Source organism: Candidatus Mycobacterium methanotrophicum (genome assembly GCF_023515995.1).
Taxonomy (GTDB): Bacteria; Actinomycetota; Actinomycetes; order Mycobacteriales; family Mycobacteriaceae; genus Mycobacterium; species Mycobacterium methanotrophicum.
The window spans coordinates 3159517-3174902 of the sequence record NZ_CP097320.1; the positions used below are offsets into that span (position 1 = coordinate 3159517).

Sequence of the window (15386 nt, forward strand, 5' to 3'; positions counted from 1 at the left end):
TGGAAAGGGTCGACGTGGACATCGCATTGAAGCAGAGGGTGCACTGGCTGGCGTTGCACGGCTTTGTGCGCGGCGTCGCGTCGATCGGCGCCCGACGGGGCGACGTGCAGGCTCGGTTGATCGCCGACCCAACCATCAAAGCCGACCCGGTGCGGTTCTACGAGGAGGTCCGGGCCCGCGGCCACCTGGTGAAATCACGTATCGGCTACATCACCGCGGACCATGCGATCGGGCATGAACTGCTGCGATCAGACGACTTCCGGGTGCTGTCGATCGGCGCGAATCTGCCGGCGCCGCTGCGGTGGCTGGAGACTCGCACCCGCGACGATTTACTTCATCCGCTACGTCCGCCGTCGCTGCTGGCGGTCGAGCCACCAGACCACACCCGCTACCGCAAGACGGTGTCGTCGGTGTTCACCACCAGGGCGGTCGCCGAACTACGGGATGGGGTCGAGCAGACCGCGGCGACGCTGGTGGATCAACTGTCCCGCGAACCAGGTGTCGTCGACATCGTCGACCGGTACTGCGCGAAGCTTCCGGTGTCGATTATCAGCGACATTCTGGGAGTTCCGGACGCCGATCGACAGCGCATTGTTGAGTTCGGCGAGCTAGCCGCTCCCAGTCTGGATTTCGGCCTCACCTGGCCGCAATACCGCCGCGTGCAACGTGGGATAGCCGGATTCAACTTCTGGCTGGCGCAGCATCTGCAGCAGTTGCGCCGCAACCCGGGCGACGATCTGATGAGCCAGCTGATCGAGAAATCCGAAAGTGGTTCAGCAGAAACGTATTTAGACGAGTCCGAACTTCACGCGGTCGCGGGTCTGGTGTTAGCGGCCGGTTTCGAGACGACGGTAAATCTGCTGGGCAACGGGATTCGCATGCTGCTGGATCATCCTGAGCATTTGCTCGCACTCCGTCAGCGACCGCAGCTGTGGGCCAATGCTATCCAGGAGATCTTGCGGTTGGAATCACCGGTTCAGCTCACCGCACGGCTTGCGCTCAACGACACCGAGATAGCCGGTGTCTCGGTCAAACAAGGCGAACTAATCGTGGTGTACGTGGGCGCGGCCAACCGTGACCCAAAGGTGTTCGCCGATCCCAACCGCTTCGACATCGAACGCGACAACGCCGGCCGGCATTTGGCGTTCTCCGGTGGTCGGCATTTCTGCTTAGGCGCGGCCCTGGCTCGAGCCGAAGGCGAAGTGGGACTGCGGGCAGTTTTCGACCGCTTCCCCGACGTGCGTGCGGTCGGCGCGGGTAGTCGCCGTGACACCCGGGTTCTGCATGGTTGGTCGACGCTGCCGGTAGCACTGGGCCCGGCGCGGTCGATGGCCACCCGCTGACATCTAGGCCAAGTAGCGGCCGAACCACTCCAGCACCCGCCCCCAGGCATCGTCTGCCGCGGCAGCGTTGTAGCGCGGCCCGGTGTCGTTGAAGAACGCATGATCGGCGTTGGGTTCGATGACGATGTCGTTGACCAGCCCGGCCCGCTCGAGGGCGGCCTTGGCCGCCGCCGCGGAGCGGGTGACACGGGTGTCGAGGGCGCCATAGAGTGCCAGCACTGCGGCGCGGTCGGAGCCGGCGAAGTCCGGGTTGTCGGGCAGCGGCCCGTAGAACGGAACCGCGGCCGACAGTTCCGGTGCGCCGGAAGCCAGCAGTTGCCACACCAATCCGCCGCCGAAGCAGAACCCGACGACCGCGATCTTGCGGCCGGGCACCCGCATCTGGAGTTCGTTGATACCGGAATTCAGGTCGGCGATGAAGCGGTCTGGTTTGGCGGCGCTCAATGCGGCGGTGGCCTGCGCCGGATCGGCGAAGTGCCCCGTGCCGCCTTCCTCGGACAGCAGGTCGATGGCCAGCGCCGAGTAGCCGGCCCCGGCGAACCGACCAGCCACCGACCGCACCCAATCGTTCAGACCCTTGTTCTCGTGAACGACCAACACACCGCGACGCGCATTGTGGGCTTGCGCCCAGGCGCCCAGGAGCTGTCCACGCGGGCCCGGCCAAGAGATCGGCTCCGTCGGCAACGCCTTGTCCATGCCCGGCGGCGCCGCCCCACTCGTCCCTGATGACCCGCTCGGACGCGGCGTCTGCCTTCCGCCGCACGCGGCGATCAATGCGGCCGCCGCCCCGCCACCCAGACCGAGCAGCGCCAGGCGCCGCAACGCTTCGCGCCTAGTCAGCAGACCGTCGACGTGGTCGGTGGCAATCTCTTCGGCAACGTACTGCTGTAACGGGGTCACCTTGGGGAGTATGCACCGAAAACCGCAGTGCCGGGCGGATGTCGCTGCGGGCCAGGTCAGCTGAAGCTGTCCGGATCAGCTACCGGGATGAGCAGATGGGACGGGGTGGGGCCACCCTGATGGAGCTGGTAGCTGCCACCGGCCAGGGCGCGGCGGGCCGGCTTCGTCGGAACCAGGTGTGGGAAGTCGTAGGTGGTCACCGTCAGCCGCAGTCGGTGGCCCGAGGCGATCATCGCGGCGGTCGGGAAGATCTCGATGTCGTAGCGGGTGAGCTCGCCGGGAACCACCGGCTCAACAGCCGACCGGGTGCTGAAGTGGTGCGGCCGCAGCACGGTGCCGTCGGGCAGGCGCCAGGTGCGATCCGGATCCAGCGCGCGGTGGGAACCGAGCAGTGCTCCCTGGGTCACCGGGCGGCTGGCTCCGTCGGGCGCGACGTCGTCGAGGTGGGCGACCCACAGCGTTTCGCTGGTGGTGGCCGTGGCCTGCACGGTCAGCGTGATCGGTCCGGCGAGCAGTGTCGGCGTGGCGAACGGTTCTCCTGTGTAGGTGAGCGCGGCGCGGTGCAGTCGCCGGTTGTCCTGGTCGTAGTGGGTTTGGCCGCCGCGCTGGGCGCGGATGAAGCTGGTCATTCCCAGGGTCCACTGCTCGATGCTTCGACCGGCCACCGGGCCGCGTCCCACGTATCTGATTGTTGCCGTGGAGGTTTGCGGTGCGCAGTCGGCGGTCAGCTGGCCAGAGTCGGACAGGTAGAAGCGGGTCGGCGTCGCCTCGGCCAGCGGGTAGTCGCGGGCATGGAACCACCGCGGGCTTCCGATGGCCTGGAAGGTGAATGGCGGTCCGCAGATCGCGGCGTCCGCCTCGTCGCGCAGCCAATGGTCGAACCAGCGCAGTTGCAGGGCGTTGATGTGCAGCCCACCGAAGTCCGAGACGTGATACCAGGGGTCCATCAATAACCGCAGCCGCTCGGACATTATGCGGGTGATCTTGTCAAGTGCGTCTTGTCAGACATCCCAGGAGCTTAAATGTCAAGCGGCGGTTTGTTGATCTTGATTGTGGGACGGCCAGGCGGTGGCTTCGTCGTAGAGCGTGCGGGTCTTGAGGCAGCCGTGCAGGATTCCGACGAGCCGGTTGGCGAGCTGGCGCAGCGCGGGGTTGTGGCCGAGGCCGCGGGCGCGTTGCTTGTCGTAGTAGGCGCGTGCGCCGGGCGAGGCGCGCAGCGCGGAGAACGCCTGCGTCATCAGCGCGTCGATGAGCCTGTCCTGATGCACGAACCGCGCGAGCACGACCTTCTTCTTGCCGGAGGCGCGGGTGATCGGGCTGGTTCCGGCGTAGTTCTTGCGGGCCTTCGCGTCGGCGTACCGTGCTGGGTCGTCGCCGAATTCGGCGAGCACCCGGGCGCCGAGGATCGGTCCCAGGCCGGGCTGCGACAGGATGATCTCAGCGTCCGGGTGCCGGTGAAAATGCTCCTCCACCTGCTCTTGCAGGATCGCGATCTGCTCGTTGAGGGTGGTGAGCACGGCCACGATCGAGCGGGTGGCAGCCGCGTACGCGGTGGTGATCACCGGGTCGCGGCCGAGCTGCTCGCCGCGCAGCGCGTCCTGGATCCGGCTGGTCTTGGTGTCGATGTCGCGGCGACCGGCGTGTTTGAGCGCGGCCCGGATCTGGCTGCGGTTCAGCTTCGCCGCCGACGCGGGGTCGGGGGCTCTGCCGAGCAGTTCCAGCGCATCGGCCGCGTCGAGATCGTCGAAGGCTTCCAGCGCGGCGGGGAAGTACTCGCGCAGCGCGTGCCGCAGCCGCTGGGTGTGGCGGGTGCGGTCCCAGATCATCGTCTTGTGCGAGCGGGCAACAACTTTCACCGCCTCGGCTGCCGCGCTGTCGCCGGCCACCGGGCGCAGCTGGTGCGAGTCGGTGCGGACCATGTCGGCCAGCGTGTGTGCGTCCGCCGGGTCGCTCTTGGCGCCGGAGACGCTGTGCCGCTCCCGGTACCGGGCCACCGACAGCGGGTTCACCGCGTACACGGTGTATCCGGCCGCGATCAGCGCGGCCACCCACGGGCCCCGGTCGGTCTCGATTCCGATCGCCACCTCGGCCATGTCGGCGTCGGCGCCCAGCTCGGCGCCGATCATCGCGTGCAACCGCGCGATCCCGGCCGCGCCCTCGGGCAGCCGCGCCCTGGCCAGCCTGCGTCCCGCCGAGTCCATCAGTTCGACGTCGTGATGATCTTCCGCCCAATCGTCGCCCACGTACAGCAATTTCGCCACTCCTCGCTCCTGTCTGCAGTTGTCCGGGTTACAGCCGGCAGCGTGCGGGAGAACTCTCGGCGACCTAATGAAGCAGTGCTCACGCCACGCGGGCGGGCACGACATCCCATCAGCGATCCCTTCTCCCGGGCGAACCGGTGGGGGCGACGATCTGACATCAGGACTCGAAATCCAGGAGGCATCAGTGCTCACCCACCGGCCGCTACCGGTAGCAAGTCTGCCCGAAGGCCGGACCCGCTAATACTCATTAGGAGGCGGTTTGATCGAGTCGGGCGAGCAGTCCGTCGAACACTTTCTGGCGGCCGAGCTGTCCTTTTTCGGCGGCGTCGTCGCGTTGTGCCTGCAGGGCGGGCCGAATTCGATGGTGGTCTGAAAGAAGGTGCAGGATTCGCAGATGGATTCGAAGTGGCAGTCCAGGCCGACGGGTCGGGCGCAGTAGCCGTTACCGAGCATCCGGCGGTGCATCTCGGCGCGGAGCTTGCGCATTTCGGCGCCTTCGGCGTCGGCGGGCAGTGCGCGCGGCTGATCGTAGAGGGCTTCGACCTTTTCGCTGACGGAGAAGTATTCGTCGGCGACGGTGCGATCGGCGATTCGGGCGTAAACGAGCGTCATCCGCATAGATCGGTGGCCGGCCTGGGCTTGAATCGCCTCCAGCGCCATTCCCGCCTCCCGCAGCCGGGTGAAACAGGTGTGCCGCAGCTGATGGCACGTCGCCTGCCTCAGCCCGGCGCGGGCGCGCGCACCGTCGAGGATCTCGTCCAGACCGGCGGCCGACAACGGCTGGCCACGCCGGGATCCCTTCAACACCACGAACACCCGATCGCTCGACGTCCGCGGGCGCTCCTGATCCAGATAGTCCCCCAGCGATGCGAAGAACCGCGCCGATACCGGCACCATCCGCTGCCGACCGCCCTTGCCTTCGGCTACGAACACCCGCCGCTCGCCGGCGTTGACTTCGTCGAGGCGCAGACCCAGCACCTCACAGCGTCGCAGTCCACCCAGCAGCATCGCCTCGACCATGGCCCGGTCGCGGTGGGTGCGCAGCGCCGCCCGCAGCGCGTCGACCTCGCTCGGCACCAGCACCCGGGGCAGCGTGCGCGGGGTGCGGATCAACGGCATCCCGCCCTTCCCGCGCCGAGCACCGGGGCGCCGCGCCGCCAGGCTGGTCGGCACCGGGTTGCGGCTCACGCCGGTGTCACCGCGGGCCGCGAGGTAGGCATACAGGCCACGCACACTGGACAACCGGCGGGCGATCGTGCGCGCCGCCAGGCCCGGCTCGCCGTCCTCCAACCGCACCACCCGCTCACCCAAACGGGCAGTGCGTTGAAAGGCCAAGAACGCGAAGACATCTGCGGCGTTCACCTGAGTCGGTTCCTTGGCAACCACACCGAAGAAGATCTTCAAATCCGAGGCCACCGCCAGCCAGGCGTTGGTCCGGGCTCGCGCCGCAACGAAAGCCAGGTAGTCATCCAGCAGCGGATGCCCCGGCGTGATCGCGGCCAACTCCGACCCACGATGGTGACGGATCAGGCAAGGCATGAACTGGTCCACCGCGGTCTCCTCGCTCGTCGGTCAACCGACCCACGCTCGGGCGGCCGACCCGCCGCAGATCACCCGTATATCAAACACCGGCTGACCGGGTTGCATCGGCGACTCGTCGGGCCGCCCGGCGAAGGCGTTCTGCAACGCGGCATAGTTCAGCGGCGCATCGCGCTGGAAGGCGTCGTGCCAGCCGCCGACCAGGAAGACCGCGACATCGTTGGCGACAATCCCGGGCAGCACCATGCCCGGCCGCAGCGCGGCCCAGAACGGCCCGTCGAAGGCCGTGTCACCGCCGGCGACGGCGTCGGCGATCAACGGACGGAAGTAGCCAGCGGCCTGCCCGCGGCTGACCACACCGGCCTGGCCGATGTCGATGAAGCTAGCGAGCTCGCTACTAGCTCAGGGGCGCTCACAGCCAACCTGGATTTGGCGCAGCCTGGTTTGGCGACGCTCGGCCCCCTCTACGACGTCCTTGCTGCTGACATCGGTGCTCTAATTTTCAGCGACTTCGGCCTCCCGGACATCTTCCTGCCCTGATGAGGTGGGCGGCTGGCCTCGCGCACCATTTGGGTATTTAGAGAAAGCGCCGAGGCGGTTCGGGCGGTGAGGGCGTCTCCCCCGGGAGCCGCGCCCGTTTGAAGAAGCACACGGCGGTAAAGGGTTTGGCCTGGTCCACCGCGAAGTTAACCATCTCCCATCTTTGTTCCCCTAGAGCGTTCGCTTTGCGCATCATTTCATTCAGGGCATCCTCGCCCGTCGAATAGAACCATTTGTACTCCCACGGCGGCCAATCAGCCTCGCTCATCTCGCCACTCTAAGGCAGCACGCGGGTAACATCGCGGCGCTTGCGCGGTGGACTGCTACCGAACTTAAACTCTGCCGGGAAGGGACTTATCTGACGGCCTCGCTATTTCGGCGATGTTCCCCCGCGGCGTTCCGCTCGTGCGCGGGATAGGCGTGGATTATCGCGGTGGTGAGTTTGGGTAGCGCATGAATCAGGTCGTGTTCGCAATCGTGGGCGATGCGATGCGCGGCAGCCAAACTCAGTGTGGGGTCAACATCGAGTTCGGCGTCCGCGTGCAGCCGGTGGCCGATCCAGCGCAGCCGCACACTGTGCACCGACCACACCCCGGGCCGCGCAGCCAAGGCCGCTTCGGCGGTGTCAACCAATCGAGGATCGACGCCGTCGATGAGGCGACGGAATACGTCGCGCACGGCGGTGCGCAACACGGCCAGGATCGCCACGGTGATTACCAGGCCGACGATCGGGTCGGCCAGCGGGAAGCCCAACGCGACGCCACCAGCACCGACCAGCACGGCCAGCGAGGTGAACCCGTCGGTGCGGGCGTGTAGGCCGTCGGCAACCAAGGCGGCTGAGCCGATGCGCCGTCCCACTCTGATGCGGTAGAGAGCCACCCACTCATTGCCGACGAATCCAGCCAGACCGGCTAGGGCGACCCAGCCGACATTCTCGATGGTTTGGGGTTGGATGAGTCGTTCGATGGCCTCATAGCCAGCGATGATGGCCGACAGGGTGATCATTGCGACGACGAACAGACCGGCGAGGTCTTCGACGCGCCCGAATCCGTAGGTGTAGCGGCGGGTTGCGGCTTTCGTACTGAGCGCGAACGCAATCCACAGCGGAACCGCGGTTAGGGCGTCGGAGAAGTTGTGAATGGTGTCGGCTGCCAGCGCAATTGATCCCGAGACCATGACGATGACGATCTGGGCGATGGCGGTTATACCCAGCACCAGCAGGCTGATCTTGACCGCACGGATCCCGGCGACGCTGGATTCCAGAGCATTGTCAAAGCTATCGGCGGCATCGTGGGAGTGCGGCGCGAAGATCTCCTTGACGATCCCCCGCAATCCCGTCGGATGGTCATGGTCGTGACCATGAGAGTGCCCGTGGTTGCCGTGGCGATGGTCATGGCCTTTGTGAGTAGCTGCGCCGGTGTTGGCGTCCTCGCTTTTCATCGCTGAGTTGCCTTGCGCTGCTGACGGTCGCGGGTAATGCGGCGCACCCCGTCATCGCCACGGTGGTGCGAAGGTATCCCCGGTCCGGCGTGTTCAGCATTGAACACCGCGTCGACAACGAGCTGACTTACGTGCTCGTTTTCCAGGCTGTAAAAGATTGTGGTGCCCTCCCGGCGGGTGCGCACCAGCCGAGCCATCCGAAGCTTGGCCAAGTGCTGCGACACCGATGGCGCCGGCTTGGCCAAGTGTTCGGCGAGTTCGTTGACCGACAATTCACGGTCTCTCAGCGCCCACAGCATCCGAATGCGGGTGGGATCGGCCAACATTCGGAAGACTTCGACGATGAGGTTGACCTGGTCCTCCGGGATCGAGATGCCCTGGCCATTATCTGCGTTCATATGCAGATAGTAGCTCATGCGAGGATGGTCCGCGACGTCCGGGACGCCGCATCGGTTCGGCGTGGTCGTCAGCCGCTGGACTCGACGAGCTCCTTGAGGCGCTGAAGTGTATCGGCTGTGGTGCGCCCCACCTGGCGCACGGCGACGCGGTCGGCGATGTAGCCCCAAATCCCGCCTGGCGCTGGGTATGACAGCCGGAAGGTCACCTTGGTCCGGCCCTCCCCCGCATCCCGCAACCGGATCCGGCCACGCAGGCTGATACCGGTGATGCCGACCCACGCGCCAAGTCGCGCAGGTCGTCGAACTCGACCACTTCGATCAGCCCGCCCACCGGTACCGAGCCGATCTTCCAGTGCACGATGTAGCGGGCTCCCATGCCCGGCGGTTGTTCATTGGCGCTCTCCCATCGCTCCAGGCTGCTCATGAACGACGGGTAGCGGTCAGGATCGCTGACGATCTTGCAGACCGCACCGCGGTCGGCGCGGATCACGCAGCACCGTTCGGCCCGCATCAGCCGATCACCGGGAAACGACGTCGGGCAGCAAGGCGGTCGACACCGGCCTGCAGGCTGGCCATCACCTTGTCGTGCGCCGCCCGGTCGTCACCATCGACTTCGATGGCTTCCTGCACCTCCACCGCGATCTTGGCGGGCAGCGGGATGTGGCCGGCCAAGTCGCTGATGTTCAGACCCCATGGCAGCGCCAAAGATATCGGAACGCTCTTGAGTCGCAGCAGTTTGTCGGCAGAGAGCAGCTTGGCCAGCCATTGCCCACGGTCAAGGAACAACGCGGTCTCCTGACCGCCCACACTGGCGACCGGCACGATCGGCGCGCCGGCCTCGCGCGCCACCCGTACACACCCCGTGCGGCCGCCGAGGTCGACCTTGTGCCGCTCCCACGACGGCCGGAACACTTCGTAGTCGCCACCGGGATAGACCAGCAGCGCGGCGCCAGCTTCCAGCGCGAGTCGCGCGTTTTCGTGGTTGGCGGCCACGGTGCCGAATTTGCGTAGCCAGCCTAATGGCGGCGCCGAGACGACGAGATTGTGGGCCAATTGATAGAAGGGTCGCTCGACACCGAAGCAGGAGCAGAACGCCAGCGTGAATACGAAAGTGCCCGGAGGTACGTTGCCGCTGTAATTGCCGACGAGCAACACCGGCCCCTCGGCGGGTATCCGTTCCAGGTTGGCCACCTCGGCCCAAGTACAGCGATGCCAGCAGCCACGTTCCGGGCAACTGGTCGCGGATGTACTTCTGTCAGGCCGGGCATGGCGGGCCTATACCCTGCGACCGGCGTCCTTAATCTCGGCGGGGTCAAGTCGATAGATGCGGGCGGCATTGATATGCGCGACCAGGTCGACCACCCGGATCGCATCGGCCTCACTACAGTCGCCATCGGCGACGAATCTGCTCAGCACGCGATGAATACCGTTGCGCCACAGCCTGGCACCGAGGTAGTGCAGCTCAGCCGGGCCGAACCCGTCCGACGAGTAGACAATTTTGCGGAACGGTGCGAGCTCCAGCAGCCGGGCGATGAATGCCGGGGCCCGGGCGCCCAGGTGATTGATGGACAGGCCGCCATCCAGATAGACGTTGTTGAACGCCTGGGCGAGGTAGCCGGCCTCGCGCTCATAGGGGTAACAGTGCAACAGCACGATCGGCGTACCGCCGGAACTGCGCAAAAAGTCGAGCAGATACAGCGGATTGGCGTTGTGCAGATCGCAGTCCCGATCGCCGAATCCCACGTGGAATTGCAACGGCTTACCCACTCGCAGACCCTGATAAAGCCCGAAGCGCAGCAGAACCCGATCGTCTATCCGGACCCCGCCGCGATCGCGCCATCGGGCGGCGGCCTCGGCGACCTCGGCCGCTGACGGCTCGGTCAGATCCCCGTCGAATCCGCCGCGGTAGGCCAGGATGGATTTAGTGCCCACCGCCGTCGCCGCGCGCCGGTGCAGGATCTCCTCGAACGCCGACGCGTAGTCATCCGAAGTCTGTGCGGCCTGCTCGGCGACCTGCTCGAGGCGGACCACTTCGTGAGCGCGGCCGGCGGACCATTCGGCCAGTTGCGCGACATCGGCGACGTCTTCGGCGTACCCGGTGTCCACCAGCCAGTCGCTGACGCCAGCGGCTCGCAGAAAGATTCGGGCCAACTCGGTTTCGGTGAACTGCCTGCGCCGCTGCCAATATTCGTCGGCGCCAGCATGTTTAGGTAACTCGAGAAGCGGCGCGCAGTGGGCGCGCACTGCGAAACCGAGTTGTGAGTCAAATCCGGAATCGAACTCGGCGAGGGGTTCGGTGTTGGCCTCGTTGAGACCGTTCTCAAACCGGCGCCGGCGCCCCGCGCTCAGCCAGCAGCCATGCATGTGCTGGTCGATCAGTGGCACACCGGCGATGTGATCCGCCAGGTCTGCCATCGTCAAACACTCCAGGCCATACGGAATCTGTCCGCTAATTGCTCTCGGTGGAGATCGGCATATTGCTCATGTTCGAAACGGCGGACCGCGACCACAACGTCGACGGCGGGGTCGCCGAGAATTGCACGCAATCGCTTCGAATTATCGAGTGCAGCAACAGTTTGCGCTTGTGAGCTGGAGAGGCGCACGATGCCGGCGCGAGCGCGCTCCGAGTCGGACAATTCTGCCGGATCCACCCTGGTTTCGGGCGGCAGCACGGCTTTGTCTTTGATTCCGGCTAGCGCCAGGCCCAGGATTGCCGCCGTGGCGAAATATGGGTTGGCTGACGGATCGACCACCTTCACTTCGACGTTGCCCCCATGCGGGTTACCCGGGCCGCCAACGATGAAGCGCAGTGCGGCTTCTCGATTTTCGGTTCCCCAGCAGGCATACGCGCCGGCCCAGTTGCCGGGATGCAATCGCAATCCCGACACGATCGAGCCGCACAAAACGCCCTGAGCCTCCGGCAGCCCGCGCAGCAACCCGGCCACCGCGTTCTCGCCCGTGCTGGTCATGCCGCGGACACCTGCTCCATCGGAGAACAGCGGGCCGGCCGGGCCGGTCAGCGAAAAATGTTGGTGGGCACCGTTTCCGGCGTCGCCGACGAATGGCGTCGGTGACAGGCTGACGCGTAACCCGTAGCGGCGGGCAACGCGACCGATAATGATTCGGGTCAACACTAGTTGATCGGCCGCGGCGACCGGCGATTGCGGTGCCAAGGAGATCTCGAACTGGTTGGCCCCGTACTCGGGGTGGAACTGCTCGATTACCACACCGGAGGCGGCCGCCGCCGCGGTTACGTCGCGAACGAACGCCTCGTGTTCGAGTACGCCGGCCAGGCCGTATTGCGCCCACAGCGTCGAAGGCAGCCGACGGCCGTCCGGATTGACTAGCAGGAATTCGATCTCGTGACCGACGCTCGCCTGGATGCCTGCTTCGGCGAGCGCGGCTTCGACGCGGTCCAGCGTTCCCCGGCTGCAGGCGAGGACGGGTGTGCCGTCTTGTTCGAAGAACGCGCCGGGCGCCCAGGCCAATCCGTCGCCGAGAATGTGTAACGCCGACAGGTCGATTCGGACGCGCTGATCACCGACGACGCCGATGTGTTCGGTGAAGGCGATGCCGGTCTGGTCGATCGCGAAGCCGTGCCAGACCCGGCTGGCGCCCAAGCCGGGATCGGCGAATGCGTTGGTTCGGCGGATCGGTACGGTCTTGGCCTGGATGAGCCCGGCTGGATTGACCACCGTGCCGATGACGACGTCGACGCCTTCGACCTCAAGTTGGGCGATAGCCGCCGCGGCAAGGGGTGTGGTGGTCATGTGCCGGGCGGGCCTGGTAGGTCAGACCCGACTGGGCAGCGCCAGCTGGCAGCTCTGGCCGATGTCCAGGGTGCGCAGTACCCGTCCCGTTCCCATCCACAGCGCGCACGACAGCGCCGGGTCGGCGGGCAGTTCGTCGGAAAAGTGTTCGCCGCAGCGGGTCCAGAGGTCTTCGTCGTCGCGCAGCACCGTGTGCTCGGTGGCGAATCGGTGGGCGAACTCGGCGGCCAATCGCTCCTGGTCGCTGTATCCGGGCCACGTGCGCCACTCGCGGGCGTGCTCGTACAACGCCTCGTCGACGCCCGCGGCGGGTCCGTCGGCGTCGCGGGTGTTGACGCACACTTCGCATTCGTTGGCGTGGGCGATGACGGTCCGCGCTACTTCGCGGGTGCGCATCGGCAACCGGTTGTGGTCGTACACGGCGTTGGCGAACGCGCCGATCGCGCGGCCAAGTTCGGGAGATTTTGTCATCCAGGTCGCGAGGTCGTCGCCAGCGAATGCTCCGATGCGGCTCATGGCGAGATGGTACGCCTCCGACTGCGGTATCCCGAAACCCGTCGGCCGTAATGCTAGGAAGCGATCGACCGCGGGCGCTCTTCACGCCAATCTCGTTGAGTGACAACCCGCTTGGCGATCCGGTCGAGTGCGGCGTCCACCTGGGCCCGGTCGGGCCGTCCGTCGAACCCCGGAGATTGGGCCAGTTTGTTGACGATCCAGTCCGGCAACAGATCCGACACGAAACTAACTTGCTGCCGGCCTGAAGACGTGAGCCACACGCGGTCGACGTCTTGCCCGACGTGGCCGGCGCGGACCAGGCGGTCGACAGTCGGTTCGAGGGTGATCCGCGCTCAGGACGCGCGGCGTGTCACGTGGTCGGCGGCCGGGCCACGCACTGCGCGGAATACAGCTGCTCGCCCAGCTTCTCCATCAGTTCCAACTGGGTTTGCAGATAGTCGATGTGGTCTTCCTCGTCCTCGACGATCTTCTCGAAGATGTTCGCGCTCGTGCTGTCGTGCTTCTCCCGGCACAGGATGATCGCTGGTTTGAGCCGGTTGACCACTTCGTACTCGAGCGCCAGATCGCTTTCGAACTGCTCGCGCAGGGTTTGCCCGACGCGTAACGACCCGATGCGCTGATAGTTCGGCAAACCGTCGAGCAGCAGTATTCGGTCGGTAACTATTTCGGCGTGCCGCATCTCATCGAATGACTCTTCGCGGGTTCGCGTGGCCAGTTCGGTAAATCCCCAATTCTCTTGCATTTTGGAGTGCAGAAAATACTGGTTGATCGCCGTGAGCTCACTCGTCAATTGCTCGTTGAGCAGACGTAAAACTTCGGGATCGCCTTGCATTGTCACTCCTATCTGGGCTCCCACCGCTGTTGTTGCGGCTACGCTACCCCAGCCCAAGCCCATTGTCAGCAAAGGTAACACTCACTCAGGTCAGCTTTCCCTAAGTAAAGCGAGCCTATGTTTGAGTGCAATATAAAGAGGGTGCGCGTTGAGCTGAGAATTGCCCAGAGCGACTCAGCGGTTGCTGATTATTCTCGCCTAACTCTTGCGCCGAGACTGCACTCATGGCAGGGTGCCGGAAAAGTTGATCTGCAGCCCTGTGACCTTGGCTGTTATCGTCGTGTGACCGGCGTGACGTAGGTGAAGGATGTGACCTACGGGCTTGGATGGGACCGCGAAACCAACCGTCCGAACCCGAGGTCACACCCACATGCCATCCTGTCCGGCATCGGCCCCCGAGGCGAGCCTGACGCCGGCAGCAACTGCTCAACGTGCTGGGCGCCATTCCAGACCCTCGTGACCGGCGCGGGGTCCGTTACCCACTGGCCGGGGTGCTCGCGTTGGCGGTCACAGCTACCTTGGCCGGGTGCCGGTCGTTCGCGCTGGGCCAGTGGATGTGGACGCGAACCTTCACCGCCGGCCAACGTCGCGTGATTGCCGTGGACGGCAAAACCGTCCGCGGCGCACGCACTCGCCGCGACGGAAAGGCCCCGCACCTGGTCGCCGCATTCGACCACGGTGCCGGCGTCGTCCCCGGACAGGTGGCTGTCGATGCGAAAAGCAACGAAATACCGGCTGTGCGAACACTGTTGGGCCACCTTGATCTCGACGGCGCGGCGGTGACTCTCGATGCGATGCACACCCAGACCGACACCGCTTCAGCCAGCGCATTTGCGGGCCGTTGCGCAACATCGCCGAGCTGGGGACAGCGGCGACGATGCAGGAAGCCGTCCGGCTCGGGCAACGTAGCACGACCGAACTTGTCGACCGATACCGATTGCGCGACGGCAACGTTCGCAAGGTTCTCATCCGCTACCTCGACGAGCGACGTCCCGGTGTGGACCACAACACGTTCCAGAATCTTGTCAACGTGCTCGCTGGGGTGTTTTGGGCCGACATCGAGGCCCACCACCCCGATCTGGACACCCTGCACCTGCCGTCCGTGGTCGCCGACGCGTGGAAGCAGCGCGCCCGCACCAGCGTGCGCGCCGACGGGGCCACCCGGGACCGCGGCAGGCTCGGCTACTTCCAGATCCTCGACCGCGTCCGCGCGTTCTACCTCGACATCCAGGAATGGGCGATGGAGGACCCGACCTGGGCGCCGTGGGCCGCGCCCAGCCCGGTGCGGCGCGGCGACACCGACGGTTACCGCAACGCCCACCGCGACGTCGTCGCGAACATGCACCAACGCGTCCGGGACCGGCTTCCGCAGCTGCCGACACTTGTGCGTGTCGTCGACGACCACCGCGCCGATCAGGCCGCCCTGCTGGCGGCAGCCAACGCGACACCGATCGGTGAAACCCTCGCCCACCGGGACTGCGGATACCGGCGCGTCGTCCCGGCCTCCTACGACAAGCCCGAATACCGCGGTGTCACACCGCCGGTGCTGGTGGAGAATCTGGCCACCGGCGAACGGATCAACCTCACCGACACCGAAGACGAGGCGTTCTGGTCGTGGGCGATCGTGGAAACGCTGCGCCACACCGGAGTTCGGGTCGAGGAACTGACCGAGCTCACCCACCTGGCGCTGATCTCCTACCGGCTGCCCGACACCGGCGAGATCGTGCCGATGCTGCAAATCGTCCCCTCGAAAGCCAACCAGGAACGGCTGCTGCTGGTCGGCCCGGAGCTGGCGAACGGGCTCGCCGCGATCATCACCCGGCTGCGCGCCCGCAACGGCGGAACCA

Annotated in this window: 13 protein-coding genes and 4 pseudogenes; 2 read left to right on the forward strand and 15 right to left on the reverse strand. The window is 65.9% G+C overall.

All coding sequences use genetic code 11. The features are described 5' to 3' along the window. Positions 1-26: 26 nt before the first annotated feature. Positions 27-1343, forward strand: a complete 1317-nt coding sequence (locus M5I08_RS16340) for a cytochrome P450 (RefSeq protein ID WP_219070801.1) — start codon at positions 27-29, stop codon at positions 1341-1343. A 3-nt stretch (positions 1344-1346) separates the two neighbouring features. Here M5I08_RS16340 and M5I08_RS16345 read toward each other — a convergent pair whose 3' ends face one another. From M5I08_RS16345 to bfr, 15 genes and pseudogenes are all read right to left on the reverse strand, one after another. Then, a complete protein-coding gene (locus M5I08_RS16345) occupies positions 1347-2243 on the reverse strand; it encodes a dienelactone hydrolase family protein (protein ID WP_219070798.1) in 897 nt (298 codons plus the stop codon). Positions 2244-2299: 56 nt separating this feature from the next. Next, positions 2300-3214 (reverse strand): annotated as a pseudogene (locus M5I08_RS16350) (CocE/NonD family hydrolase); the annotation flags it as partial. Positions 3215-3268: 54 nt separating this feature from the next. Next, complete coding sequence (locus M5I08_RS16355) at positions 3269-4495, reverse strand: IS110 family RNA-guided transposase (RefSeq protein ID WP_249763288.1); 1227 nt, start codon at positions 4493-4495, stop codon at positions 3269-3271. 246 nt (positions 4496-4741) lie between these two features. After that, positions 4742-6055, reverse strand: a complete 1314-nt coding sequence (locus tag M5I08_RS16360) for a tyrosine-type recombinase/integrase (protein ID WP_249762837.1) — start codon at positions 6053-6055, stop codon at positions 4742-4744. Between the two features lie 51 nt (positions 6056-6106). Then, positions 6107-6412 (reverse strand): annotated as a pseudogene (locus M5I08_RS16365) (CocE/NonD family hydrolase); the annotation flags it as partial. Between the two features lie 208 nt (positions 6413-6620). Then, on the reverse strand, positions 6621-6851 hold the full coding sequence (locus tag M5I08_RS16370; RefSeq protein WP_219067963.1) for a hypothetical protein: 231 nt from the start codon (positions 6849-6851) through the stop codon (positions 6621-6623). An 86-nt stretch (positions 6852-6937) separates the two neighbouring features. Then, entirely contained in the window at positions 6938-8023 is a 1086-nt protein-coding gene (locus M5I08_RS16375; RefSeq protein WP_219067964.1) for a cation diffusion facilitator family transporter, read from the reverse strand. Beyond that, on the reverse strand, positions 8020-8421 hold the full coding sequence (locus M5I08_RS16380) for an ArsR/SmtB family transcription factor (RefSeq protein WP_219068005.1): 402 nt from the start codon (positions 8419-8421) through the stop codon (positions 8020-8022). Before M5I08_RS16380 ends, M5I08_RS16375 begins: the two co-directional genes overlap by 4 nt. 68 nt (positions 8422-8489) lie before the next feature. Continuing rightward, a pseudogene (locus M5I08_RS16385) lies at positions 8490-8932 on the reverse strand (SRPBCC family protein). Then, positions 8932-9670, reverse strand: a pseudogene (locus M5I08_RS16390) (1-acyl-sn-glycerol-3-phosphate acyltransferase); the annotation flags it as partial. The pseudogenes M5I08_RS16390 and M5I08_RS16385, both read right to left, overlap by 1 nt. A gap of 26 nt (positions 9671-9696) precedes the next feature. Next, the gene (locus tag M5I08_RS16395) at positions 9697-10836 is read right to left on the reverse strand and encodes an amidohydrolase family protein (RefSeq protein WP_219067965.1); all 1140 of its coding nucleotides are present in this window, start codon (positions 10834-10836) and stop codon (positions 9697-9699) included. Between the two features lie 2 nt (positions 10837-10838). Continuing rightward, complete coding sequence (locus tag M5I08_RS16400; RefSeq protein WP_219067966.1) at positions 10839-12191, reverse strand: type I glutamate--ammonia ligase; 1353 nt, start codon at positions 12189-12191, stop codon at positions 10839-10841. A 21-nt stretch (positions 12192-12212) separates the two neighbouring features. Then, positions 12213-12707: a carboxymuconolactone decarboxylase family protein gene (locus M5I08_RS16405; RefSeq protein ID WP_219067967.1), complete on the reverse strand. Its 495-nt coding sequence runs from the start codon at positions 12705-12707 to the stop codon at positions 12213-12215. Between the two features lie 53 nt (positions 12708-12760). Beyond that, positions 12761-12928, reverse strand: coding sequence for a hypothetical protein (locus tag M5I08_RS16410; RefSeq protein ID WP_219067968.1), 168 nt, complete (start codon positions 12926-12928; stop codon positions 12761-12763). Between the two features lie 128 nt (positions 12929-13056). Beyond that, positions 13057-13539: a bacterioferritin gene (bfr, locus tag M5I08_RS16415; protein WP_219067969.1), complete on the reverse strand. Its 483-nt coding sequence runs from the start codon at positions 13537-13539 to the stop codon at positions 13057-13059. Between the two features lie 431 nt (positions 13540-13970). On the opposite strand from bfr, the gene M5I08_RS26920 reads away from it, so the two are divergent. Beyond that, positions 13971-15206, forward strand: a complete 1236-nt coding sequence (locus M5I08_RS26920; protein ID WP_370328652.1) for an ISAs1 family transposase — start codon at positions 13971-13973, stop codon at positions 15204-15206. Positions 15207-15386: the final 180 nt, after the last annotated feature.